This window comes from Celerinatantimonas sediminis (genome assembly GCF_046054195.1).
GTDB lineage: Bacteria > Pseudomonadota > Gammaproteobacteria > Enterobacterales > Celerinatantimonadaceae > Celerinatantimonas.
The window spans coordinates 63,766-86,057 of the sequence record NZ_JBEQCS010000020.1 but is presented as its reverse complement, the minus strand read 5'-3'; the positions used below and the strand labels follow the sequence as shown (position 1 = coordinate 86,057).

20 protein-coding genes are annotated in these 22,292 nt (G+C 45.5%); 12 read left to right on the top strand and 8 right to left on the bottom strand.

The genetic code is table 11. From position 1 onward, the window contains the following. From ABTQ23_RS18300 to argH, 6 genes are read left to right on the top strand one after another with little or no spacing between them, the layout of a single operon-like run. Positions 1–762, top strand: a complete 762-nt coding sequence (locus ABTQ23_RS18300) for an amino acid ABC transporter ATP-binding protein (protein ID WP_408617202.1) — start codon at positions 1–3, stop codon at positions 760–762. Positions 763–783: 21 nt separating this feature from the next. Continuing rightward, a complete protein-coding gene (locus tag ABTQ23_RS18295) occupies positions 784–1,620 on the top strand; it encodes an ABC transporter substrate-binding protein (RefSeq protein ID WP_408617201.1) in 837 nt (278 codons plus the stop codon). A 54-nt stretch (positions 1,621–1,674) separates the two neighbouring features. Further along, positions 1,675–2,523 carry a polysaccharide deacetylase family protein gene (locus ABTQ23_RS18290; protein WP_408617214.1) on the top strand — a complete coding sequence of 283 codons (849 nt, stop codon included), beginning with the start codon at positions 1,675–1,677 and terminating at the stop codon, positions 2,521–2,523. Further along, complete coding sequence (locus ABTQ23_RS18285; protein WP_408617200.1) at positions 2,513–3,406, top strand: polysaccharide deacetylase family protein; 894 nt, start codon at positions 2,513–2,515, stop codon at positions 3,404–3,406. Before ABTQ23_RS18290 ends, ABTQ23_RS18285 begins: the two co-directional genes overlap by 11 nt. Beyond that, positions 3,393–4,775 carry an MmgE/PrpD family protein gene (locus ABTQ23_RS18280; RefSeq protein ID WP_408617199.1) on the top strand — a complete coding sequence of 461 codons (1,383 nt, stop codon included), beginning with the start codon at positions 3,393–3,395 and terminating at the stop codon, positions 4,773–4,775. Before ABTQ23_RS18285 ends, ABTQ23_RS18280 begins: the two co-directional genes overlap by 14 nt. A 21-nt stretch (positions 4,776–4,796) precedes the next feature. After that, on the top strand, positions 4,797–6,197 hold the full coding sequence (argH, locus tag ABTQ23_RS18275; RefSeq protein WP_408617198.1) for an argininosuccinate lyase: 1,401 nt from the start codon (positions 4,797–4,799) through the stop codon (positions 6,195–6,197). Here argH and ABTQ23_RS18270 read toward each other — a convergent pair. Next, on the bottom strand, positions 6,192–7,163 hold the full coding sequence (locus ABTQ23_RS18270) for a LysR substrate-binding domain-containing protein (protein ID WP_408617197.1): 972 nt from the start codon (positions 7,161–7,163) through the stop codon (positions 6,192–6,194). The genes argH and ABTQ23_RS18270 overlap by 6 nt on opposite strands. Positions 7,164–7,613: 450 nt before the next feature. Here ABTQ23_RS18270 and ABTQ23_RS18265 point away from each other — a divergent pair, with 450 nt between their 5' ends. Together ABTQ23_RS18265 and ABTQ23_RS18260 are read left to right on the top strand one after the other, a co-directional pair. Then, entirely contained in the window at positions 7,614–8,255 is a 642-nt protein-coding gene (locus ABTQ23_RS18265; protein WP_408617196.1) for a glutathione S-transferase family protein, read from the top strand. Positions 8,256–8,299: 44 nt separating this feature from the next. Continuing rightward, on the top strand, positions 8,300–8,653 hold the full coding sequence (locus ABTQ23_RS18260; protein ID WP_408617195.1) for a DHCW motif cupin fold protein: 354 nt from the start codon (positions 8,300–8,302) through the stop codon (positions 8,651–8,653). A gap of 97 nt (positions 8,654–8,750) precedes the next feature. Here the strand turns inward: ABTQ23_RS18260 and ABTQ23_RS18255 are convergent, their stop codons facing one another. Then, on the bottom strand, positions 8,751–9,401 hold the full coding sequence (locus tag ABTQ23_RS18255) for a glutathione S-transferase family protein (RefSeq protein WP_408617194.1): 651 nt from the start codon (positions 9,399–9,401) through the stop codon (positions 8,751–8,753). A 397-nt stretch (positions 9,402–9,798) separates the two neighbouring features. On the opposite strand from ABTQ23_RS18255, the gene rbsK reads away from it, so the two are divergent. From rbsK to ABTQ23_RS18235, 4 genes are all read left to right on the top strand, one after another. Continuing rightward, positions 9,799–11,028 (top strand): ribokinase, encoded by a 1,230-nt coding sequence (gene rbsK / locus ABTQ23_RS18250; RefSeq protein WP_408617193.1) that lies wholly within the window; start codon positions 9,799–9,801, stop codon positions 11,026–11,028. Between the two features lie 23 nt (positions 11,029–11,051). Beyond that, positions 11,052–11,984 (top strand): dihydrodipicolinate synthase family protein, encoded by a 933-nt coding sequence (locus ABTQ23_RS18245; RefSeq protein ID WP_408617192.1) that lies wholly within the window; start codon positions 11,052–11,054, stop codon positions 11,982–11,984. A gap of 106 nt (positions 11,985–12,090) precedes the next feature. After that, entirely contained in the window at positions 12,091–13,380 is a 1,290-nt protein-coding gene (locus tag ABTQ23_RS18240; RefSeq protein ID WP_408617191.1) for an MFS transporter, read from the top strand. Positions 13,381–13,512: 132 nt separating this feature from the next. Further along, a complete protein-coding gene (locus tag ABTQ23_RS18235) occupies positions 13,513–14,346 on the top strand; it encodes a LysR family transcriptional regulator (RefSeq protein ID WP_408617190.1) in 834 nt (277 codons plus the stop codon). Positions 14,347–14,530: 184 nt separating this feature from the next. On the opposite strand, the gene hydA is transcribed toward ABTQ23_RS18235, so the two are convergent. The 6 genes from hydA to ABTQ23_RS18205 all read right to left on the bottom strand — a co-directional run bounded on the left by hydA (position 14,531) and on the right by ABTQ23_RS18205 (position 22,188). Next, positions 14,531–15,898: a dihydropyrimidinase gene (gene hydA, locus ABTQ23_RS18230; RefSeq protein ID WP_408617189.1), complete on the bottom strand. Its 1,368-nt coding sequence runs from the start codon at positions 15,896–15,898 to the stop codon at positions 14,531–14,533. A gap of 9 nt (positions 15,899–15,907) precedes the next feature. Next, the gene (locus ABTQ23_RS18225) at positions 15,908–17,170 is read right to left on the bottom strand and encodes a Zn-dependent hydrolase (protein WP_408617188.1); all 1,263 of its coding nucleotides are present in this window, start codon (positions 17,168–17,170) and stop codon (positions 15,908–15,910) included. A gap of 178 nt (positions 17,171–17,348) precedes the next feature. Further along, on the bottom strand, positions 17,349–18,674 hold the full coding sequence (preA, locus tag ABTQ23_RS18220; protein ID WP_408617187.1) for an NAD-dependent dihydropyrimidine dehydrogenase subunit PreA: 1,326 nt from the start codon (positions 18,672–18,674) through the stop codon (positions 17,349–17,351). Next, the gene (locus ABTQ23_RS18215; protein WP_408617186.1) at positions 18,667–20,058 is read right to left on the bottom strand and encodes an NAD(P)-dependent oxidoreductase; all 1,392 of its coding nucleotides are present in this window, start codon (positions 20,056–20,058) and stop codon (positions 18,667–18,669) included. Before ABTQ23_RS18215 ends, preA begins: the two co-directional genes overlap by 8 nt. Positions 20,059–20,307: 249 nt before the next feature. Then, positions 20,308–20,994, bottom strand: a complete 687-nt coding sequence (locus ABTQ23_RS18210; RefSeq protein ID WP_408617185.1) for a TetR family transcriptional regulator C-terminal domain-containing protein — start codon at positions 20,992–20,994, stop codon at positions 20,308–20,310. Positions 20,995–21,168: 174 nt separating this feature from the next. Beyond that, entirely contained in the window at positions 21,169–22,188 is a 1,020-nt protein-coding gene (locus ABTQ23_RS18205) for an ABC transporter substrate-binding protein (RefSeq protein WP_408617184.1), read from the bottom strand. Positions 22,189–22,292: the final 104 nt, after the last annotated feature.

Sequence of the window (22,292 nt, the reverse complement as noted above, 5' to 3'; positions counted from 1 at the left end):
ATGGCGGTAATTATCTCTGCTGAAAAAGTGAATAAATATTTCGATACGCTGCATGTACTTAAAGATATCTCCATCGATATTCACGAAGGGGAAGTGGTGTGTGTAATTGGGCCTTCAGGTTCTGGCAAAAGCACCTTTTTGCGCTGCATTAACCAGTTAGAAAGTACCTCAAGCGGTGTGATTCGAATTAACGATGAGATCATCGGTTTTCGCCAGCAAGGCAATAAGCTGCATCCATTAAAAGATAAACAGATTGCCAAACAGCGCTCTAAAGTCGGCATGGTCTTTCAGCGCTTTAATCTATTCCCGCATAAAACGGTTCTGGAAAACATCATTGAAGGACCGGTTTATGTGCAAAAACGCCCTGCTGCGGAGCTCAAAAAAGAAGCAATGGAGCTACTTAAAAAAGTAGGTTTGGCAGAAAAAGCCAATAGCTATCCTAATGAGCTCTCTGGTGGACAGCAGCAGCGTGTCGCGATTGCCCGAACATTGGCAATGCGGCCACAGGCGATTTTATTTGATGAGCCAACCTCGGCACTTGACCCGGAACTAGTTGGGGATGTGCTAGCGGTCATGAAAGAGCTGGCTCAATCAGGAATGACCATGATTGTGGTGACTCACGAAATTGGTTTTTGCCGCGAAGTGGCAGACAAAGTTCTATTCATGGAGTCGGGGGCCATCGTTGCCAGCGATACGCCCGATAACATGCTAATTAACCCTAAACACCCGCGTGTGCGTGAGTTTATATCAGCCGTTCTCTAGATTTTAAGACAAGGATATTCTATGAAATTTAAACATATTGCGTTATGTCTTGCGTTAGCCGAGTTTGTTCCGGTGCTCTCGCATGCTGCGACTAATGATCTGAACCTTATCAGCGCATCAAAGATGCATTTTCTGATGAACCCAATCTATCCGCCAATGGAATATCACGATGCCAAAACGGGCAAAATCGTGGGTTTCGATGTGGATATCAGTCAAGAGATTGCTCATCGTTTAGGTAAAAAACCAATGTATGTGAGCACGGCTTTTAGCCAGTTGCAAAGCAGCTTGCTGACCCATCGTGGCGATCTGATTATCTCTGGGATGAGCGATAATCCAAAACGTGAAAAAACCATGGATTTCGTTGACTACGTGACCAGTGGTCCGGTGTTCTTCACGCTGAAAAAGAATGCGGGTAAATATGCCAGCGAGTTAGCCTTGTGTGGCAAAACTGTTGCCGCCAGCCGCTCAACCACATTTGGCCAAAGCATCATGACTTGGAGCAAAGCTAACTGTGATGCAAACGGCAAAACAGCGATTCATTTTGAAGGAACTGAAGACTCAAGCGCTGCACGTCTTGGCATGAAACAGGGCCGTTATGACGCGGTTGTGCAGGGTATTGAAACGATGGCTTATCAGATGAAACTTGAGCCAAACGAATACAAAATGATCGGCAAGCCAATGAAATCAAACGATATCTATGGCATCGGTATTCCTAAAAACAACCCAGAATTGCGTGCTGCAGTGGTTAAAACGCTGAATGCGATGATTGCCGACGGCACTTATACCAAAATCCTCGACAAATGGGGACTGACTACTAACGGCGTTAAAACTGCTCAAGTAAACGGCGCCGGCAAATAAGCTCGCAACAGCGAGCATGAAATCTCTCAAGGAACATTTGTGTCTGATTTAACTATGGCGCGCCACCTGTCGGCGCGCCCCGCTTGGCCTGAAGGGTATCAAAGTGCGGTGGCATTAGCCTTTGATTTAGATGGGCCAACCGGTGATGCCATGCTCAATAAATCCCTCAAAGATAACATGCGTTATTTCACCGAAGGCTCTTATGGCCCGTTTCGGGCATTGCCTCGATTGTTGGATTTATTAAAAAAATATCAACTGAGCGCGACGTTTTTCATTCCGACTTGGGTGCTAGAACATTGGCCTGAGCGCTGTGAGCGGATCATCGAAGACGGCCACGAGGTTGCTTATCACGGCCATCGCCACGAAGTGTTTATTAACTGTAATAGCGAGCAACAGCTTGAGATTATGGAACACTCCAAAGCGATTTTTAAACAGCGTCTCGGCGTGCAACCGGTTGGATTTCGTACGCCATCAGGGGATTGGAATAGCGACACAGCCAAGCTGTTATTTGAGTTTGGGGTGCAATATTCAAGCTCCATGCGCGGTGACGATCGCCCCTATTTCCACCTCAATGAAGGCAAAGTTGGCTTAGTTGAGATCCCAGGTCGCTGGGACATTGATGATTATTCTGCATTGGCGTTATTTGAGTTACCAAGTTTCCCATCAGGAGGCGATCGCATCTCGCCTTATCAGCAGGTCGCCTCAAATTGGTGTCATGAATTTGAAGGCTATCACCAACAAGGACTTTGCTGGACAACCATTTTGCACCCGAAAGTGAGTGCTAAACCGGGACGGTTGAAGATTTTAGACACGCTCTTTAAACAGATTCGCTCGCACGATGATGTCTGGGTGAGTCATTGTTCGCAGATTGCTAAGTGGTGGCGGAGTAACTATGACAACTAATTCATATCAATGGCCAAAAGGCAAACGCTGCGCCGTGATGTTGTCGATTATCTACGATGATGGCCGAGATGCCTTGGCAATCGCCCCTGATTTGGCGCAGCGCAGTAAGAGTCGCTCCGTATGGGAATATGGCACGACCCGTGGTGTTGAGCGTTTATGCGAGCAGCTTTTTGCCCGAGATCTGCCAACGACTTGGTTTGTCCCAGCAGCTGTCGCTAGTGAGCGAGCCTCTTTTATCGCCGAGCTCAGTGCCAAAGGCCATGAGATTGCCGGTCGCGGCATCAACTTTGAACAATACTGCGAGCAGTCTGATGCGCAAAATATTGATTGCCTCAAACGCACTCGTGAGACTCTTGCAACGATTACCGGACAAGCGCCGAAAGGTTTTCGTCTGCCAAGCGGACTGTGGCCAAATGGCTTTGATAGCTTATTAAAAGCGCAGGGCTTTGAGTGGTCATCGACGCTTAACGGTGATGATTTTCCCTATCAGCATCAAAGTGGCTTGATTGAGCTGCCAGTGCAGGTAGAGCTTGAAGATCGCCCTTATTTTCAATTTAACTTTACGCCAGCCTTTCCCAAAGGGCATAGCCGCATGGCCGGTTATGATGCCGTCTTAGATAACTGGCGTAGTGAATTTGCAGCCTACCATGAATATGGTTTGTGCTTTAATTTGCAGCTTCGCCCGGAGATCATTGCTACTCCCGGGCGCTCTTTTATTGTCGATGAACTGCTTGATTATATCGCTCAGTTTGATGATGTTTGGTTCGCAACTGGCTCACAGTTAGCCGCTTGGCACCAGCAAAGTAATCAGCAAAATGAAGCGGAACATCCGGTTGCAGTTTTCGCTGAGTATTTGCAGGAGTTCGCCGATGGCCGCCAGTGAATTTTATGCCGAGCGTCTGGCAAAGTTAGTGACCAGTACGCGTTTTAGCGATTTTGATTTAGCAACACTTGATAAAACCCGCATTCATATTCTCGACACCCTCGGGGTGATGCTAGCTGGCGCTGATTCTGACGAAACGACTCTGGCGCTGCGTGCGATGGCGGGGGAGCTGAGTATCGGTCAAGCGCTCATCGTCGGCCATGACCGTTATTGCAGTGGTCGTGATGCGGCCATGATCAATGGTATTTCCGCTCATGCGCTGGAGTTGGATGATTCTGGCGGCTGCGATCACTCAGGCGCGGTGGTGTTGCCAGCGGTGCTCGCTGCACTGGCGAAAGTTGAGAGCGCTGTTAATGGTAAGCTGTTTTTACAGGCCGTAATTTTAGGCTACGAAGTCGGGCGCCGCGTGCTTGAAGCAACCGGCGGCTATGAATCGCATAATGCTCAAGGCTGGCATTCAACGGGAACCTGCGGCGTGTTCGGGGCAGCCGTTGCCTGCGCCGTTCTCCTCGAGTTGGACACCAAGCAAGTGCAAGCGGCATTGGGCATCGCAGCCTCTTTTGCCGGTGGTACTTGGTCGTTTATCCATGATGGCAGCCAGACCAAAAAACTACACGCCGGAAGAGCGGCTGAAGGTGGTTATATGGCGGCACATCTCGCTAAAGCTGGGATGAGCGGCCCAAATCAAATCTTTGAAAATGACTCGTGGGGCAGTTTTTTAAGCTCATTTAATCAAAGCGAGCATCACGCAGATGACCTGATTACGGAATTTGGTCAGTACTGGCGCGTGAATCGCTGCTCGATTAAACCGTATGCAACCTGTCGCGGAACTCATTCTGCCATTGATTCATTGCGCTATATCCAAAGCGAACACGGCATTAAAACCTCAGAAATTGCTGATATTACTGTGGTGATTTGCCCGTTCCAGGCGGGTATGTGTGCCGGTACACAGATTAACTCACGCGCTCAAGCGCAGATGAGTATTGCTTATGCGCTGTGCAGCTGGCTTGAGTTTAATGAAGTTGGCCTGAGCCAGCTTGAAGCTCAAACCTGGCAGGGAGATTGGTGGAGCCACTGGATGGCGAAGGTTAGTTTTCAGCTGGATGATTCAATGGCTGATAACGAAGAGCCCGTTATTCAGGTCACCGACATTCACGGCAATGTCTTTAGCCACTCACAGCGGCCATTAGGCAGCCCGCAAAATCCACTGTCGATGGCTCAAATTATTGAAAAATTTCAAAGTGTCACGTCGCATTGTTTAGATGCGTCACTAAGCCAACAACTGATTGATTGCGTTCGCTCAATTGAGCAAGCAGATGATGTCCACTCGCTATTGCCATTGGTTGCAAAGCGCTCTGAACGCACTTAATTGACTGATTTAGGAAATAAAATGGAAAACAAACCACAACAAACCTGGTCGCCACTGTTTGCTCAAGCAACGTCAGTGGACTTTCAACGGTTTCATACCTGCATCGGCTCTGACAAAAACTTTGCTGAGTATGACATTATCGGCTCTAAAGCACATGCCGCAATGCTAACCAAAGCAAATATTCTGACTCAAGAAGAGCATGACCTTATTGTTAAAGGGCTGACTCAGATTGATGAAGAGATGAAAAACGGCCAGTTTGATTGGCGCGTTGAGTTTGAAGATGTGCATATGAACGTTGAGCACCGTCTGGTTGAAATTATCGGTAGTGTCGGTAAAAAACTGCATACCGCTCGCTCTCGTAATGACCAGGTTGCTACTGACCTGCGGTTATATTCGCGCGCTGAATTGACTAAGTTGAGCACGGCTCTAACGCAACTGATTGAAGCATTGGCTAAACTTGCCAGCGAGCACGTTGATACCATCATGCCAGGTTTCACTCATCTGCAGATTGCTCAGCCGGTTACCTTTGGCCACCATCTGATGGCGTACGTTGAGATGTTCCTGCGTGACTTGCAGCGTGCCCATCAAGCAAAAGAGCGCTTAAGCGTTTTGCCGTTAGGCTGCGCGGCGCTAGCCGGGACTAGTTTCCCAATTTTGCCAGAGTACACCGCAGAACTTCTTGGTTTTGAAAAATTGTGTGCAAACTCACTCGACGCCGTCTCTGATCGTGATTTCGTTGTGGATGTTTGCCATGTTGGTGCACTTATTATGGCGCACATGTCACGCTTTTCTGAAGAGCTGATCTTATGGTGTACGCCGATGGTTGGTTTTGTTGAGTTAGGCGATCAGTTCTGTACTGGTTCTTCTATTATGCCGCAGAAGAAAAACCCTGATTTGGCTGAATTGCTGCGTGGCCGTGCCGCTCGCATCCAAGGAAACTTGTCATTTGCCGTCAGCTTGCTTAAAGGCCTGCCGCTTGCCTATAACAAAGACTTGATGGAGTCTAAACCGCCGCTCATCGATACGTTCCAAAACGTTTTGGCAGCTGTTCAGGTTTGCACCGCGATGGTTCCAACTATTCAAGTGAAAAAAGACAAAATGCGTGAAGCTGCATCACTTGGTTACTCAACTGCAACTGACTTAGCCGATTATTTGGTTCGTCAGGGTGAAGCGTTTCGTGATGCGCACCACCATGTTGCAGCGATGGTTCGCTATGCCAAAGAACACGATATTGTGCATTTGTCAGAGCTGCCACTTGATGTGATGCAAAGCTTTAGTGACTCAATTAAAGAAGATGTTTATGAAGTACTAACGCTGGAAGGCTCGGTTGGTTGCCGTACCAATCCAGGCGGTACCTCACCTGTGCAAGTTAAAAAAGCAATTGCAGCGCTTGGCGAGCGTCTAGCCGCTTTAAACTCATAACACCGCTCGGCGCAAAAACCCCGGGGCTGGCCATGTTGTTTGGCTAGCCCTTTTTGGTATTGGCGCAATGGCTGAGTGCTTTTTCTGCACCGGTTCTGCCGTTATCCAGTTAATAAAGGTTTTTACTTTAGGGATATTGACCGAGTTGGTTGGAAATATTGCGTAGTAGCCATAACCTGTCTCAATCGTATGTTCAAATGGACAGATTAATTTGTTACTTTCAAGCTCTGGCTTAATGAGCGCTAAATCGCCCATGGCAATGCCATAGCCGCACTCGGCAGCGGTAAGCGCATAATCCTGCGTATCAAAAATTTGATTTTTATAGGTCGTGGCTTGGTGCAGTTGTTGATCCTCAAGCCATAATGACCAGTCAGAATGTTCCCGATTGTTATGCAATAAAACGGCTCGGCGGAGAATTTCTTCTTGGCTTAGGTTTTGTTTTAGCAGTGGGTAGCGCGGCGAGCACACGGGGGTAATTGACTCTTTAAGTAGCGGGACCACTTGCATTCCCGGCCAATGGCCATGACCATAACTGATGACCACATCGACCTCTCCGAGCGCAAATTGCGGCTCTAAAAACCAAGCAGTATCGACATTCACATCAAGCTCTGGCAGTACTTCTAAAAGCTCAGGCAACTGCGGAAGGAACCAGCGCCGGGCAAGCGTTGGTGCCATTCGAACCGTGATTTGATGATCGTTGGCCAGTGAGCTTTCCAAAGAGTTTTTAAATGATGCGACCGCTTTTTCTATCTGAGGCAGCAGAGCTTCACCATGCGCGGTTAATGTGAGCTTTCGTGAGCTACGATTGAATAGATTTTTACCCAAGTAATGTTCGAGCTGTTGGATCTGGCGGCTGACCGCACTTTGACTTAAATGCAGCTCTTTACTGGCCGCAGTAAAACTATTCGACGCGGCAACCACTGAAAAGGTTTGGAGAATTTGTAGGGGCGGTAATTTTTTACTCATATTCAATCTGTACTCAAGGCGGCTCACAAAATATTCTGCTAGAAGAATGGTTATGCAAAGAATAAGCCGATTGTTTTGAATACAACCGCTGAATAAGTATGCATAAGAAAATCCATTTCAATAATATTAATGCACTACTACTGCATACAATATACATAAAAGTTATAGAACTACAAGCTTTTGCCCAATAATTGCCCCAATAGAGTGCATTAAGTCACTTGTAACAACCTACCAAGGAACAATTTGTCCAAAGCTGTCATTGCTACAGATATTATTTGATCGCCGATTATTTATATAAAACAGATAGATAAACTGAATATTGCTTATCTGGCAGTTGAAGATAGCGTGATTAATAAATACGTTTTTTGACCATTATTGCCAGGGGGAAAATGATATGATCAACGCTTGTTAATCGGTTTTGTGTGTCAGATGACTTAGAAGGAAAATAGCGTGAAGTTATATGGTCGAACCACCTCATTTAATGTGCAAAAAGTCTTGTGGTTATTAGAAGAGCTCAATATCGATTATCAACATATTCAGCTCGGTGGCCGCTTTAAGGGTTTGGATGACCCTGAATTTGTTAAATTAAATCCAATGCGCAAAGTTCCTGTATTAGTCGATGGCGAAAAAGCAATTTGGGAATCACACTCGATTTTGCGTTACTTAGTGGCAAGTTTCGCCGATGAAAGCTGGTATAGCGAAGACCCATATCAGCGCTCACTTTATGAACGTTGGATGGATTGGTCACAGCTTATTTTTCAAAACGCGTTTATGGGAACATTCTGGGGTTATTACCGGATGAGTGCGGCAAAGCGCGATATGAAAACGGTGAATGCAGAACTTGAAAAATGCGTTCAGTGCTTAAGTGTTCTGGATAAACAGCTCTCGTTAAGCGACTATCTTGCTGGTGAGTCCATCACGCTAGCTGACATCTGTGCGGGGGCGATTATCTATCGGCTCACAACTCAAGGGCTGAGTATTTCGCTGCCTATCCATGTTGCGCGTTGGTATGAAAAATTAAAAACGCGTCCTGGCTATCAAAAATGGGTGATGAGCGATTACAGCGAGCTTAAAGCGCGCGAAGACTACTAGCCCCAGCCATTAAAGTCCTTTTATAACTGCTTTGGAGAGCACTCATGGATGACAAAAATATTCCATTTCAAACGATTGATTGGTCACAAATACCTCGCAGTGAACATACCGGCGAAACGGGTATTGCCTATTGGCAGACCATGCAGTTTCCTGGACTACGGGTGCGTGTCGTTGAGTATTCAGCAGGTTATGTGGCCGATCACTGGTGTGAAAAAGGCCATATTGTTTATTGTTTAGAAGGTGAGGTGATTAATGAGCTTAAAGATGGCACGCAGAATTGTTTAACACCGGGAATGTCATACATCGTCTCTGATCAATTAAGCTCACATCGCTCGATTACCAAGACAGGCGTGAAGCTGTTAATTATCGATGGCGACTTTCTTAAGTTGAAAGAATAATGATTGATTGTCAGATAAATATCACCTCCAATGGAGGTGATATTCGTTGAGTTGATGCCATGTAATGGCCTGTAGAAGATAACCGTTTTAGTGCTGATTAGTTTAATGGCTCGCCTAATTCATCTTCGATAATGATATCGCTCTCTTGTTGTGATTGCTTTAACCAAAGTTGTAACGCCGGACTGTTAAGCTGTTTCTCTATATATTGTTGAGCCGTCGTGTTTAGAGTCATTCCATAGCTCTGAAGTCTTAACACCACTGGTGCGTACATCGCATCGGCAATTGACCACTGACCAAATAGCCATCCTGTGGGATATTGATTCATCTGCTCAGTGAACATGCTCTCAATTCGAGCCAGATCTTTGTGGCCTTGTTCGCTGAGCTGTATTTTGCGCTTTGCTCTAATATTCATCGGCATTTCAGCGCGAAGGGCGGAAAATCCCGAGTGCATTTCAGCGGCGAGCGCACGGGCTTTGGCTTTTTGAACTTGATCGCTAGGCCACGCTTTAGCATCTAAATAGGCTTCATTGATATATTCTAAAATGGCTAGAGATTCCCAAACCGTCACCGGGCCATCCACCAATACCGGAACTTTCGCTGTTGGGGTGATAGGCTCAAGGGTTTGATAAAACTCATCAGAGAACAGCTTAAGCTTGGTGATTTGTGCTTCTAGATTGAACTGCTTGATAATTAGCCAAGCTCTAAGTGACCAAGTTGAGTAGTTTTGATTCCCAATATACAGTTGCATCGTTTGTCCCATCCGCGTCAGTTGTGATGAATTGAGCTTAAGTGATCTCATTGAGCTTAACTAACGAATAGTTTCGATAATACCTATTAACAATACCGATGAATTAATTTGAGTTGTTAACTATTGCATTAATTATTGCCAATGAAAATTTATTATTAATATGAATAAGTTAAAATAAAAAACTCGCAGGAGGTATTTAAATTTATTACCTGAGTAAAGTATTTTATTCATCGATCACCCTACCAATTTTATATTTAGCTATTTTTCATTTATTCAACTTGCCGCTTAATTTTAGTTCTTTCCGTTTGTTTCCGTTTGGCTAGAGAAACTCCGAGCTGCATCACTAAAAAATTTTGTCAGAAATTTAATCTGTATACAGTCAGATTGAGAGGGGCCTATGTTTACAGAAGAACGACGCCGATTAATTTTGGAATTTTTGAATCAGCACGATAGAGCAACGGTTAATGAATTAGCAGAGATGTTTCATGTTTCTACTAAGACTATCCGCAATGACTTTAATTTCTTTTCTAAAAATAACGTAGTTTCTCGTTGTTATGGTGGCGCTATTTTAATCCGACGCAAAATGCAGGATCAGGTTATTAAACGATATGGCAGCGAAATTAATTCGATATTTAAAACAAATATAGAGCCAAAACCAAATCAAAGCAGAGGAGCTGTTATGACCGGCAATGTGTGTGTAATGGGGTCATTTAACGTTGATATCGTCGCGAAGGTACAGCGATTCCCGCAAAAAGGGGAAACTTTAAAGGCCTTAGATAGTATTTTAGGCCCTGGTGGTAAAGGTGCTAATCAAGCTTTGGCTGCAAGTAAAGCTGGTGCCAAAGTCCATTTTGTGGCGAAAGTTGGCAAAGATCATTTTAGCAATGTGGCGTTCGAGCATTTAGAAAATTCTGGGATCCATTCATTCACATTATATCAATCAGATAGTGATCCAACGGGCAATGCGCTGATTTATGTCTCGCAGAACGATGGCGAAAATATGATTGCTATCTGCCCAGGAGCGAATCAGACCATCACTGATGAAGAAGTTCAGGCCATTAAACCACAATTGGCAGAAGCTGATGTGCTGGTGGTGCAACTAGAAAACAATATCTCAGCAACGTTAACGATACTCAAACTAGCAAAACAGCTTGGTGTGTTTACCATTTTAAATCCAGCGCCGTATTCACGCGAAGTTGAGTTGTGTCTGCCTTATGTCGATTTAATTACTCCCAATGAAACGGAAGCCAGTGAAATCTCTGGTATCACGATTACCGATAAAACCTCTGCCATTGCAGCATCCGAGCAGATTTTGGCTAAAGGTGTTTCTCAGGCTGTGATTACCTTAGGTGCGAACGGTGTTGTCAGTAATGACAACGGCAAAACTCAGTACTGGCCAGCATTTAAGGCCGTCAGTGTGGATACTACAGGTGCTGGTGATTCTTTTAATGGCGCGTTAGCAGCAGCTTTAAGCGCCGGGCAACGGTTGTCGCAAGCAGTTAAATTCGCAGCAGCTTTTGCATCCCTTGCGGTTGAACAAGAAGGGGCTTCGGCCATGCCTGATAAAGAGCAGGCGCTGAGTCGAATGAATTCTCAAAATCCAACTATTTCTGCTGCATTTGCTTAATACATGTTTTTAAAGAGGTTGTTATGAAATCTATTGAAGGTGTGATTCCAGTGATGCTGACGCCATTTGCAAGTGACGGCAGTGTGGATTATGCAGCGCTAAAACGGCTCGTCAATTGGTATATCGACCATCAGGTTGATGGCCTGTTTGCCGTGTGCCAATCCAGTGAGATGCAGTATTTAACGCTACAAGAGCGTGTGAACATTACTCGCTGTGTGGTTGATGAAGTTGCTGGACGTGTTCCGGTGATGACCTCGGGCCATATCAGTGATGATCTTGATGCTCAGGTTAACGAACTACAGTCGATGGCTGAAACTGGTGCGGATGTATTGGTTTTAGTCACCAATCATCTGGATCCCAAACAACAGGGGAGCGCTACGTTTTATGAGTCACTCAATACTATTTTAGCAAGCTTGCCTGAATCTTTGGCCTTGGGGCTTTATGAATGTCCAGCTCCTTATCGGCGCTTACTCAGTGATGATGAGTTGCAGTACTGCGCCAATAGCGGGCGATTTGTGGCTTTAAAAGATGTGAGCTGTGACTTGGCTACGGTGACGCATCGGGTCAAATTGGTTGCCAATACACCGCTGCATATCATTAATGCTAATGCGGCTATTGCCTATCCAGCGATGCAAGCCGGCTCTACCGGATTTTGTGGCGTATTTACCAATTTCCATCCAGAGCTCTATCACTGGTTATATCACCAGCGTGATGAAGACTTATCACTGGCTGATGAATTATCGATTTTTCTTTCATTAAGTGCGGTTGTGGAAAATTTAGGATATCCCAAAAATGCCAAAATTTATCATCAACTGCTAAATAACCATAATTTTGAAAGTGATTATTGCCGTGTGATTAAAGATGATGTGGTTGCTAAATACTGGGCCCTCGATGTGTTATTAAAACAGATTAAAGATGGCACTGAACTTTATCTAAATAAAATTAAGAATATTTAAAGAATTTTAATACTTACTAGGGCGATTAAATATCGCCCCATGCTATCGCTATGTCTCAAGCATGCTTCGGAGTGCACTTTGCGTTTAATTTAAAAAAGGCTTTGTTATGAAAACATCTGCATCTCTACAAGATATTAATACAATAGAAAATAATTATTCAAAAACTAGCAGTAATTTTCGATGGGGGATTGTTACTTTAATTTTAATCGCGGCCGTTATTAACTATTTTGATCGAGCCAATTTAAGTATTGCTAATTCAACTATTGCTAAAGAGTTTGGATTAAGTTCGACTCAAATGGGCTTTTTGTTATCGGCTTTTCTCTGGCCTTATGCAATTGCGAATTTGCCTGCTGGATGGCTCGTTGACCGATTCGGACCGAAGAAAATATTTTCAATTGGTTTAACGCTTTGGTCTGCGGTTACCGTTATTGCTGGTTTCACCTCTGGGTATGGCACGTTGTATGCGCTGCGTGTGTTGCTTGGCGTTGCTGAATCACCATTTTTTACCACGGGTATTAAAGTCACCGATATGTGGTTCTCAGATAAAGAGCGCGGCTTGCCAACTTCAATTATCAACACTGGCTCGCAGATAGCGAATGCCGTTGCCCCACCACTGTTAACTATTTTGCTGCTGACTCTGGGGTGGCGTGGCATGTTTGTGGTGATTGGCGTGATGAGTATTCCGGTTATCTTGGTTTGGCTTAAATTTTTCCGCGCGCCAAATCGAGCCGAGTACGCAGCAATTCATCGCGAAGATAATGCACAGATCCATCAGCAAAGTTCAGATTCAGTCAAAGTCGATTGGGGCTCATTATTTAAACGTCGTTCGACTTGGTTCATGATTATTGGCAATTTTTCGATTATGTTCACCATTTGGGTATATCTGACTTGGTTGCCGAGTTATCTAGAAAACAGCATGGGAATGAGCATTAAAGAAACCGGCTGGGTGGCATCACTTCCCTTTATCGCAGGGATTTTAGGTGTACTTTGTGGTGGTAGTTTATCTGATTTTCTGGTGCGCAAAGGCGTTAATGCGGTAACTTCTAGAAAAGTGCCAATTGTAGCAGGTGCGGCATTTGCAGCTTGTGCTGTAGCCCCAGTTGCTTTTGTTCATAGTTATGGTTTGAGTATTGCTCTGTTGAGTCTTGGCTATTTCTTCTCACAATTACCTCAAGGCGCTATTTGGACATTAGCATCAGATATTGCCCCAAGTGATCAGGTGTCATCATTAGGCTCAATTCAAAACTTTGGTGGCTTCTTGGGCGCGGCTTGTGCCCCGATTGTGGCCGGTATGGTGCTTGATGCAACAGGCAACTTTACGGATGTCTTCATGCTTGGTGCTGGATTGCTGCTTATTGGCGCGATTAGTTATGCCTTTTTTGTCCGCAAAGATTAATTTCCTTTAAGGCCAGCCTCTGCTGGCCTTCCCCTTATCCAAACTAGTTCGCTCAATGGCAAATGATTGCTTTGGTGCCGATTAATCGATAGTTTTAAAGCACTCTGATTTTAATTGTACGAGCGATTCACCATGGACATGGATGCCTTAAAAGGGTTTCTGGCGTTTGTAGATACGGGCAGTTTTACCCGAGCGGCGAAACAAATTCACCGAACTCAATCAGCATTTAGTGCCCAGATGCATAAATTAGAAAGTGAACTGAATGTGCAGCTATTTGAAAAACAGGGCCGAAATCTCGTTTTAAGTGAAGCTGGATTAGCGCTTCGCAGTTATGCACAGCAGTTGACGGGGCTGCATAATCAGGCGCTCAAACAGGTGCGTCGCTACGAGAATAAACGGCCTCTCAATTTGGGTTGCCCTGATGATTATAATCAGGTGATTTTACCGCAGTTGGTTGCACTTTTGCGTCGCATGCAACCAACCTGTTCGATTCAAGTGTTTTGCCATCCAAGTGCCACATTAAGAACTTGGCTTGATGATGGAAAGCTTGATGCGGCGATTGTCACTCGAGCCAGTGATTCTGATGAAGGTTATTATCTCGCTCGCGACCAAGGCGTGTGGGTAAGTGCACCAGAGTTTCAGTGCAATGATAATGAACCGCTGCCTTTGGCGTTATTTCAAAACGATTGTAAATATCATGCATCGGCTATCGATAGCCTGACAAAACAAGGGCGAGCTTATCAGTTGGTCACTTGTTGCGATAGCGCTTCTGCGCAGTGTGCAATTGTTCGCCAAGGCTTGGCCATTAGTGCTATGGGCCAGCTTAGTGTGAGTACCGATTTAAAAATATTAACGGATATGCCAGTGCTGCCATCTGTTGAGATTGCCCTGGTTTTGGGGGCCGCTTCTCATCCACTGTTCGATGAGAAGCTGTTAAGCGAGCTTATCCATTGTGTAAAAATATAAGGTGGCCTCTGGACTGCTTGAAAAGCTTTGAGAGTAGCGCATGAAAACGTTATTGCATTATTGAGCAGTTTTTCAATTGTGATTAAATTTCAATGAAAGCTGAAATAAATAAACCCTCTGAGTCAAAAATGAATCAGAGGGTTTAATGGCTGGCGTTATTCATACTTGGGATTAAGTGGTGCGGTTATGCGCGTTTTTCTCGTTTCACAAAGTTACCCCAACCCGGTTGGCCAACAAAATCACCGTGGTCGTAAACTAAGCGGCCCCGTGAATAGGTTTGTACCGGATACCCTTTGACCTGAATGCCTTCCCAGATGGTATGGTCGTAGTCTGAGTGCATGTTATCAACAGAGATGGTGAAATCGATACTCGGGTCATAAATCACGATATCTGCATCTTTTCCTACTGCGATACTGCCTTTATCGGCACAGCCAAAAATTTTCGCTGGATTGCTCGCGCATAACGCAACGACTTGATTATAAGAAAGCTTACCTTGGTTGGCAGCCGATAACATATAAGGGTAGAGGTTTTCGATACCGGCGCAGCCATTGGGAATTTTCGTGAAGTCATTGATGCCCCAATCTTTTTCATGTGATTGGAACGGACAGTGGTCGGTTGCCACAACATCAATGCCGCCATTTTTGATGGCCTTCCACAATGCATCCTGACTTTCCTGGCCTTTTATCGGTGGTGAACAAACGAAGTTTCGACCATCGTCGCGTTTATACACGTCACTGGTAAATTCTAAATATTGTGGGCATGTTTCAATATAGATATTGCTGTTTTCTTTTTTCGCTTCAATCGCCGCTTCAAGGCCTTCTTTATCAGCCATATGCACCAAATATAGCGGCGCTTCTAAATGTTTTGCCCAATGCACGGCCCGTTTATCCGCTTCGGCTTCGACATATTCTGGGCGGCTTAAGTAATGGTACCAAGCTGAGGTTTTTCCTTCGGCTAAAAACTTCTCAACGTTGTAATCAATCAGATCGGGGTTTTCCGCATGTAGATTGAGCATCGCGCCTACTTCTTTGGCCTTGAGAAGTAGCCTTGCAAAGACGCCATCATCCACCATCATGCCTTCTTTTTTATAGACAAAAAAGCATTTAAAACTGGTGATCCCAGATGCTACTGCTGATTCCATCTCATCTAAAATCGCACCATCATTTAAGTCAGTAATAATGCAGTGATAGGCATAATCAATACAGGCTTCTTTTTCACAGATGGCCTTTTTCGAATCAATCACCTGTTTGATAGTCATGCCTTTGCGCTGCATGGGATAATCAAAAACTGTCGTTACCCCGCCGCAGGCCGCCGCTCGAGTCCCTGCAAAATAGCCATCAGCAGAGGTTGTGCCGCCAAACGGCATCGCCAAATGGGTATGCACATCAAGCGCGCCTGGCAGGACTAATTTACCAGCTGCATCAACGACTTTGGCACCATCAAGCGGCAAATCAGCACCTATTGCGACAATCTTGCCATCACGAACGGCGACATCGGCTTTGACGGTATCAGTGGCGGTGACCACAGTCCCGTTTTTAATGATTAAATCCATGAGATCTCCTTATTCGGCATCGGCTTTTAATACGGCGTTTAACAGAACTGTTGCACCACAAGTGCACTGCTCTGGTGAGGAGTATTCCTGTTCACAATGAGATAAACCGTCTTTTGATTGCACAAAAATCATCGTGGTCGGCATCATATAAGCGGCAAACTGAGCATCGTGTCCGGCGCCTGAGTGCAACACCTGATGCGATACCCCGGTTTCTTCTGCCGCGGCTTTGACAAAACTGACTAAGGTGTCATTCCAGTAGACTGTATCGCGGTTCCACATTTTATCGACTTTGCAGCTGCATCCAGCCCACTGTTTTTCACTACAGGATTGAACGACAGCCAACACTTTGGCGCGAACTTCGGCACTCTCATGGCGGACATCAATACTAAAATCAACTTCATCGGGCACGCAGGTATGGACGTTCGGATGACATTCAATTTCACCAGTTGTATAGACCAAATCGCTGTAACCCAACTTGTCGATTTCATCATGCAGATAACACAATGCCTGTGATGCTGCGTAGAGCGCATCGCGCCGTTTCGGCATAGGGAAGGTTCCGGCATGCACTGTTTGTCCATAAAACCGTAAGCGGTAATTAAACATTCCCAGAACACAGTCAACCACGCCGATGTCATTGCCTGCATCTTCTAAAATCGGGCCTTGCTCGATGTGAATTTCAAACATGCATTTGTAGTTATCAGGGCTGAGTCGGTTGGCAACATCGCCTTTAAACTCAGATGCGTCGAGTGCTTGGCCAAACGTGGTCTGTTTATCCAACACACTTTTTGATTGCATCATGTCTTCGTATTTAAATTTACCTCTGACATCTTCTGGTAAATAGTCGTAACACACCACTCCTGAGATCATCATCGCTGGTGGATAAAGAGAGCCTTCTTCATTGGTCCAAATCATCGCGGTCAGTGGATGCTTGTGGGCAATATTGTTCTGGGCGACGGTTTCTAAAACTTCCATCGCGGACATAACGCCTAAAATGCCATCGTAATTTCCGCCATTTTTAACCGAATCAGAGTGAGATCCCATGACGATCCGTTTGGCACTAGCATCACTGCCGGGCAGCGTCGCGTAAATATTGGCAACATCATCGATTTCGATGGTTGCACCAATCGCTTGCATTCTTTTGATAAACTCGTTTCTGGCCAAAACATCTTCGCCAGAGAGCGTATAGCGAGTAATTCCGCCATGTCCGGCATCACCAAATTGACTAAACGTATTTATCTTATTGGTCATTCTCTCTAAGCTACATTCGTACATTTTGCACCTCCAATCCGTCTATAAAGTTCCATCAGCCGCCGTAAACCCACTCTGACTTGCCGTCACCACAGTGCGTTTTATTGGACTGTTCCGTTTGAAGTATCGATTGCCTGATAATTGGTAGTCGGTACTGACTAAAGCTTTTCCTTTCACTGATTGTGTTTTCATAACCCAATCCTTATTCAACAACCGGTGTGGCAGGTTCAGTGCTGGCCAGCGGGTTGTTGGGATGTTGCGTCCAGTTGGCATAATCGGCGCGAACGACTTCACCGGTGCGCTGATCCACTTCCCCTGGCGCAAGAGCGCGCATCGTGATGCAGTTTTCAATCGGACAGATAGAGACGCACAAATTACAGCCCACACAATCTTGTTCTTTGACCTGATAATGCCGCTTCCCATCAAGGGTATGCGTGATGGCTTGATGTGAGGTGTCTTCACAGGCAATGTGGCATTTACCGCATTTGATACAAAGGTTCTGATCAATCACCGCTTTATTCACATGATTTAAATTCAAATAGCGCCAGTCGGTGACAGAGGGCAGTGCTTTGCCTCGAAAATCTTCGATGGTGTTATAACCCGCTTCATCCATAAAGTTAGACAGGCCGCTTATCATATCTTCCACAATGCGAAAGCCATGCACCATCACTGCGGTACAAACCTGCACATTGGAGCAGCCAAGGGCGATAAATTCGGCGGCATCTTTCCACGTTGAAATACCACCAATCCCTGAAATTAAAAGATCACTTGTTTCGGGCGCGCGGCCAATTTCACTGACCATATTTAAGGCAATAGGTTTGACAGCTGGGCCGCAATAGCCACCGTGTGAACCTTTATTTTCGGTATGTGGAGTCATCAACATCTGGTCGAGATCGACTCCCATCACAGAGTTAATGGTGTTTATCAGTGACACCGCGTCAGCACCGCCTCGTTTGGCTGCTTGGGCTGGGTAGCGAATATCGGTGATGTTAGGGGTTAATTTGACGATAACGGGAATTGAGCAATACATCTTGCACCAGCGGGTGACCATCTCGATATATTCTGGAACTTGCCCAACAGCGGCGCCCATGCCACGCTCACTCATGCCATGAGGGCATCCAAAATTAAGCTCAATGCCATCTGCGCCAGTTTGTTCAACCAATGGCAAAATGAATTTCCAAGACTCTTCATCGCACGGCACCATAATGGAAACTACAAGCGCGCGATCCGGCCAGTTGCGTTTAACGCGGGCAATCTCTTCTAAGTTTATATCGAGGGTGCGGTCAGTAATCAGCTCAATGTTGTTAAGCCCAATTATCTTTCTGTTCGATGAGCGAAACGTGCTATAACGAGGCCCTTTGACGTTGACGACATGTGGGTCGAGCCCGAGTGTTTTCCAAACAACTCCGCCCCAGCCAGCTTCATAAGCTCGTACTACGTTATATTCTTTATCGGTTGGCGGAGCCGAAGCCAGCCAAAACGGATTAGGGCTATGGATGCCCAAAAAGTTCGATGTTAAATCAGCCATTGGACACCTCTTTTTCTAAAATTGGGCTCATCTGAGCATTCAAGCGCATCGCTCTATCCATCGATTGTGCAGCAAGTTTGCCAAGGCGTACGGCATCAACAGTTAGATCTTGGCCACCATTAACACAGTCACCACCGGCCCAAACCCCAGCGATTGATGTGCGGCATTCATCGTCAATGGCGATTCGGCCATTTTTAAGTGTTGGTTGCAGCGTTTCTGACCATGGTTGATAACGTTGGCCAATCGCTTTAAGCAACATGTCTGTTGCAATCGTAAAATGTTCATCAGTCTCTACCAGACGACCATGCTGAGTGGCTGTTTTAACAAAGCTCACCGCGGTTAAGCCATCCTCGTTATGAATCGCTTCGGGTTTAGCCCAACATTGGATGGTGACGCCATTTTCGCGAGCCCAATTAATTTCGTGTGCTGAGGCTTTAAAATCCGCTTCGCCGCGCCGATAGGCCATCGTAACCTCAGTTGCACCAAGCTTTTTAGCTTGTACAGCAGCATCAACAGCGGTCATCCCGCCACCAATGACGAGCACTTTATTACCCACGTGCACTGTGCTTAGGTCATCTGCTTGGCGAAGCTGCGAGATAAACTCAACTGCTTCTCGGATCTCAGGTAGAGCCGGCTCTTCAATACCGAGCGAATTGACCGATCCGAGCCCGAGTCCTAAGAAAACGGCATCGTATTGAGCCGTTAAATCGCCAAGTTGAAAGTCTTGGCCTAACTTACTATTGGTACGTACTTCAATGCCGCCAATTGACAACAGCCTGTTGATCTCTTGCTGGGCAAATTCACTCGAAGTTTTATAGCGCGCTAACCCATATTCATTGAGACCGCCCAATTTAGAATTAGCATCAAAGAGCACCACATCATGGCCTTGGCGCGCTAAACGATGCGCCACCGTTAACCCTGCAGGACCCGCGCCAACTACAGCCGCTTTACAGCCACTATTTGGCGCGCGTTTAAATAATGGCTTGCCTGGATTGGCAAAGTACTGATCGGTTGCAAAGCGCTGCAGGCGACCGATTTCCACGGGTTTAGCTTCTTGCGCTTGGCGCACGCAAGCTTGTTCGCAGAGCACTTCAGTTGGGCAAACTCGGGCACACATGCCGCCCAGTTCATTTGCGCTAAGAATCGTTTCAGCTGCGCCGCGAATGTTGTGCTCTGCTATTCGATGAATAAATTGCGGAACATTAATCTCAGCAGGACATGCTTTCATGCATGGCGCGTCATAGCAGTAGTAACAGCGATCAGTTTCGGCCATCGCCGCAACGGCAGAAAGTGGTGCAGGAAAATCGCAAAATGCGGATTTGCAACCTCCTGACGTTGGATATTGCTCCGTCACCTTCGGCGAAGGAGGATTTCGATGAGTCATACATTGCCCCTTGGTCATTATTTGGCACAAAATCCTGACCAATTGGTTAGGATTGTTTATTAAGAAAGCGATTTATGTGCCAACTTGACCAGTTGGTCAGAAATGTTTAAAAAACCAGCTATTATGGGGAAATTAGTGATAAATCAGAGATCAAGAAATTGTGGAAAGTCACAAGAATGCACAAATACTGTGCTTTTTTGCTTAGATAATGTGCAATAACCACACTTTGGCTATGGAAAAGATAAAGGCTTAGTCATCTAAGCCACAGCTGCGAAAAACCATTGTCAGTACGTGTTCAATTGCGCGTTCTTGCTGATCGTGTTGGTGGATAGATTGACCAAGGACGGCATTAATCTGCACGTCGAAATCTGCATAGGTTTGGGTCATTGCCCACATCGAGAAAAAGAGTTGAACGCTATCGATAGGTTTTATCTTCCCTTCGCTAATCCATTGTTCAATCACCGCTGATTTTTGAGCGACTAGCTGTTTTAAGGTGGTGTGTAATAGGCCATTGACAACTTTTGCACCTTGGAGCAGCTCATTGGCAAACAATTTTGATGCTTGGGGGCGATCAAATACCAAGTGCATTTTTTGCCGGACATAGGCTTCTAACGCGATTTTTGGGTCAGCATCGGGATGGATCTCCGACATGGGATCTAACCACTGCGTCAAAATACGGTTGAGTAGATGCAGATATAGGTTCTTTTTACTGGAAAAGTAATAGTGTAGGTTGGCTTTCGGTAGGCCTGCTTCTTCGGCTATTTGCGCCATCGTCGTGCCTTTAAATCCATATTGGGAAAAGGCGCGTTCGGCTGCAGCTAAAATTAGATTTTCATTACTTTTGCGGATCCGTCCTTTATTCATTGCGCTGTTTTCCCCTTCAGCTTGCAAATGCAATAGATTAGCCACGTCATCTGGCTTGAAAATACCACTCATGATTTGATTTAGCCTATTTGAATAAAACAATGATTAGAGGTTGGCCCACAGTATAGTGATCGTTGTGATATTTGACAAAGTGCCTGTTTTCATGCTGGTTTAAGCAGAAAATTACGGCCCACTTTATTCATTGAGTGAGCCGTTTTTTAACACAACGAGTTTAAAGCTAACTGACTATTTCTTCATCGCTTGTTCCCAGACAACATGTGTCATAGCACTGTCGCCAGGGTCTTTTTTGATGACGGCTTGTTGGCCGCTGTTGAGTAGCATTTTTATGGTGCGGTGATACGCATCAGGTTCAAGGTAACCCATCTTATCGGTATTGGCATAAGTGATAAGTTTGGCAACGTTTTGCATCTGTCGGGTTTGCACTTTGAGTGTTGCCGCACCTGACATATCTTGTGCAACAACAATTTTGGCTGCTTCTTTAGGATGTTTCACCGCATAGTTCCAACCTTCGAATGTTCCGGCTAAAAATTTCGCCATTTTGGCGACAAACGCAGGGTCTTTAAGGTTAGGCGATAACACATATAAACCATCTTCTAAGGTTGAAACACCTTCATCTTCATATGGGAATGAGATCAGTTGATCTTTTTTCATCCCGGCATCGATGAGCTGCCAGTACTCGTTGTAGTTCATCGCAGAGATACAATCAGCCTGACCATTGAGGAGCGGATCAACGTTGAAGCCTTGTTTTAGAACATGAATATCTTTGCCCGGTGTTAAATGAAGTTTAGCCATCCAGTTAAAAAATGGATATTCATTCCCGCCGTACCAAACCCCTAATGTTTTACCTTTCAGATCGCTCGGGGTTTTAATTCCAGAAGACTTTTTACAAGTGAGCATCATGCCTGAACGGTTATAGATCTGAGCTACGTTTACCAGCGGTACGCCAGATTCGCGAGCGGCGAGGGCATCTGGCATCCAGTCCACAATCACATCCGCTGAATGGCCTGCGATAACCTGAACAGGGGATATATCTGTGCCACCGGGTTTAATGGTGACATCAACGCCATGGTCTTTATAAAACCCTTTTTCTTTGGCAACGTAGTAGCCAGCAAATTGCGCTTGAGGCACCCATTTTAGCTGCAGAGTGACCTTATCCATGGCATAAGCAGTGGTGGTGATTGATGCCACAACCATCGCAGCACACGCACTACGCAGCAGGCCCTTCAACTTCGTTTTTTTCATCATCCATTCTTCCCTTATGTAGTAACACTTTCAAAAGATGCGTCCAAGCAACTAAGACGCTCTTACGTTTGGTTTAGTTTTACCGTGTTCTCACAGCCATCGAGCTT

Bases quoted from the DNA above. Each gene is read 5' to 3' on its own strand.
- ABTQ23_RS18300 (WP_408617202.1), top strand. From the start codon at position 1: ATGGCGGTAATTATCTCTGCTGAAAAAGTGAATAAATATTTCGATACG.
- ABTQ23_RS18295 (WP_408617201.1), top strand. From the start codon at position 784: ATGAAATTTAAACATATTGCGTTATGTCTTGCGTTAGCCGAGTTTGTT.
- ABTQ23_RS18290 (WP_408617214.1), top strand. From the start codon at position 1,675: ATGGCGCGCCACCTGTCGGCGCGCCCCGCTTGGCCTGAAGGGTATCAA.
- ABTQ23_RS18285 (WP_408617200.1), top strand. From the start codon at position 2,513: ATGACAACTAATTCATATCAATGGCCAAAAGGCAAACGCTGCGCCGTG.
- ABTQ23_RS18280 (WP_408617199.1), top strand. From the start codon at position 3,393: ATGGCCGCCAGTGAATTTTATGCCGAGCGTCTGGCAAAGTTAGTGACC.
- argH (WP_408617198.1), top strand. From the start codon at position 4,797: ATGGAAAACAAACCACAACAAACCTGGTCGCCACTGTTTGCTCAAGCA.
- ABTQ23_RS18270 (WP_408617197.1), bottom strand. From the start codon at position 7,163: ATGAGTAAAAAATTACCGCCCCTACAAATTCTCCAAACCTTTTCAGTG.
- ABTQ23_RS18260 (WP_408617195.1), top strand. From the start codon at position 8,300: ATGGATGACAAAAATATTCCATTTCAAACGATTGATTGGTCACAAATA.
- ABTQ23_RS18255 (WP_408617194.1), bottom strand. From the start codon at position 9,401: ATGCAACTGTATATTGGGAATCAAAACTACTCAACTTGGTCACTTAGA.
- rbsK (WP_408617193.1), top strand. From the start codon at position 9,799: ATGTTTACAGAAGAACGACGCCGATTAATTTTGGAATTTTTGAATCAG.
- ABTQ23_RS18245 (WP_408617192.1), top strand. From the start codon at position 11,052: ATGAAATCTATTGAAGGTGTGATTCCAGTGATGCTGACGCCATTTGCA.
- ABTQ23_RS18240 (WP_408617191.1), top strand. From the start codon at position 12,091: ATGAAAACATCTGCATCTCTACAAGATATTAATACAATAGAAAATAAT.
- ABTQ23_RS18235 (WP_408617190.1), top strand. From the start codon at position 13,513: ATGGACATGGATGCCTTAAAAGGGTTTCTGGCGTTTGTAGATACGGGC.
- hydA (WP_408617189.1), bottom strand. From the start codon at position 15,898: ATGGATTTAATCATTAAAAACGGGACTGTGGTCACCGCCACTGATACC.
- ABTQ23_RS18225 (WP_408617188.1), bottom strand. From the start codon at position 17,170: ATGTACGAATGTAGCTTAGAGAGAATGACCAATAAGATAAATACGTTT.
- preA (WP_408617187.1), bottom strand. From the start codon at position 18,674: ATGGCTGATTTAACATCGAACTTTTTGGGCATCCATAGCCCTAATCCG.
- ABTQ23_RS18215 (WP_408617186.1), bottom strand. From the start codon at position 20,058: ATGACTCATCGAAATCCTCCTTCGCCGAAGGTGACGGAGCAATATCCA.
- ABTQ23_RS18210 (WP_408617185.1), bottom strand. From the start codon at position 20,994: ATGAGTGGTATTTTCAAGCCAGATGACGTGGCTAATCTATTGCATTTG.
- ABTQ23_RS18205 (WP_408617184.1), bottom strand. From the start codon at position 22,188: ATGATGAAAAAAACGAAGTTGAAGGGCCTGCTGCGTAGTGCGTGTGCT.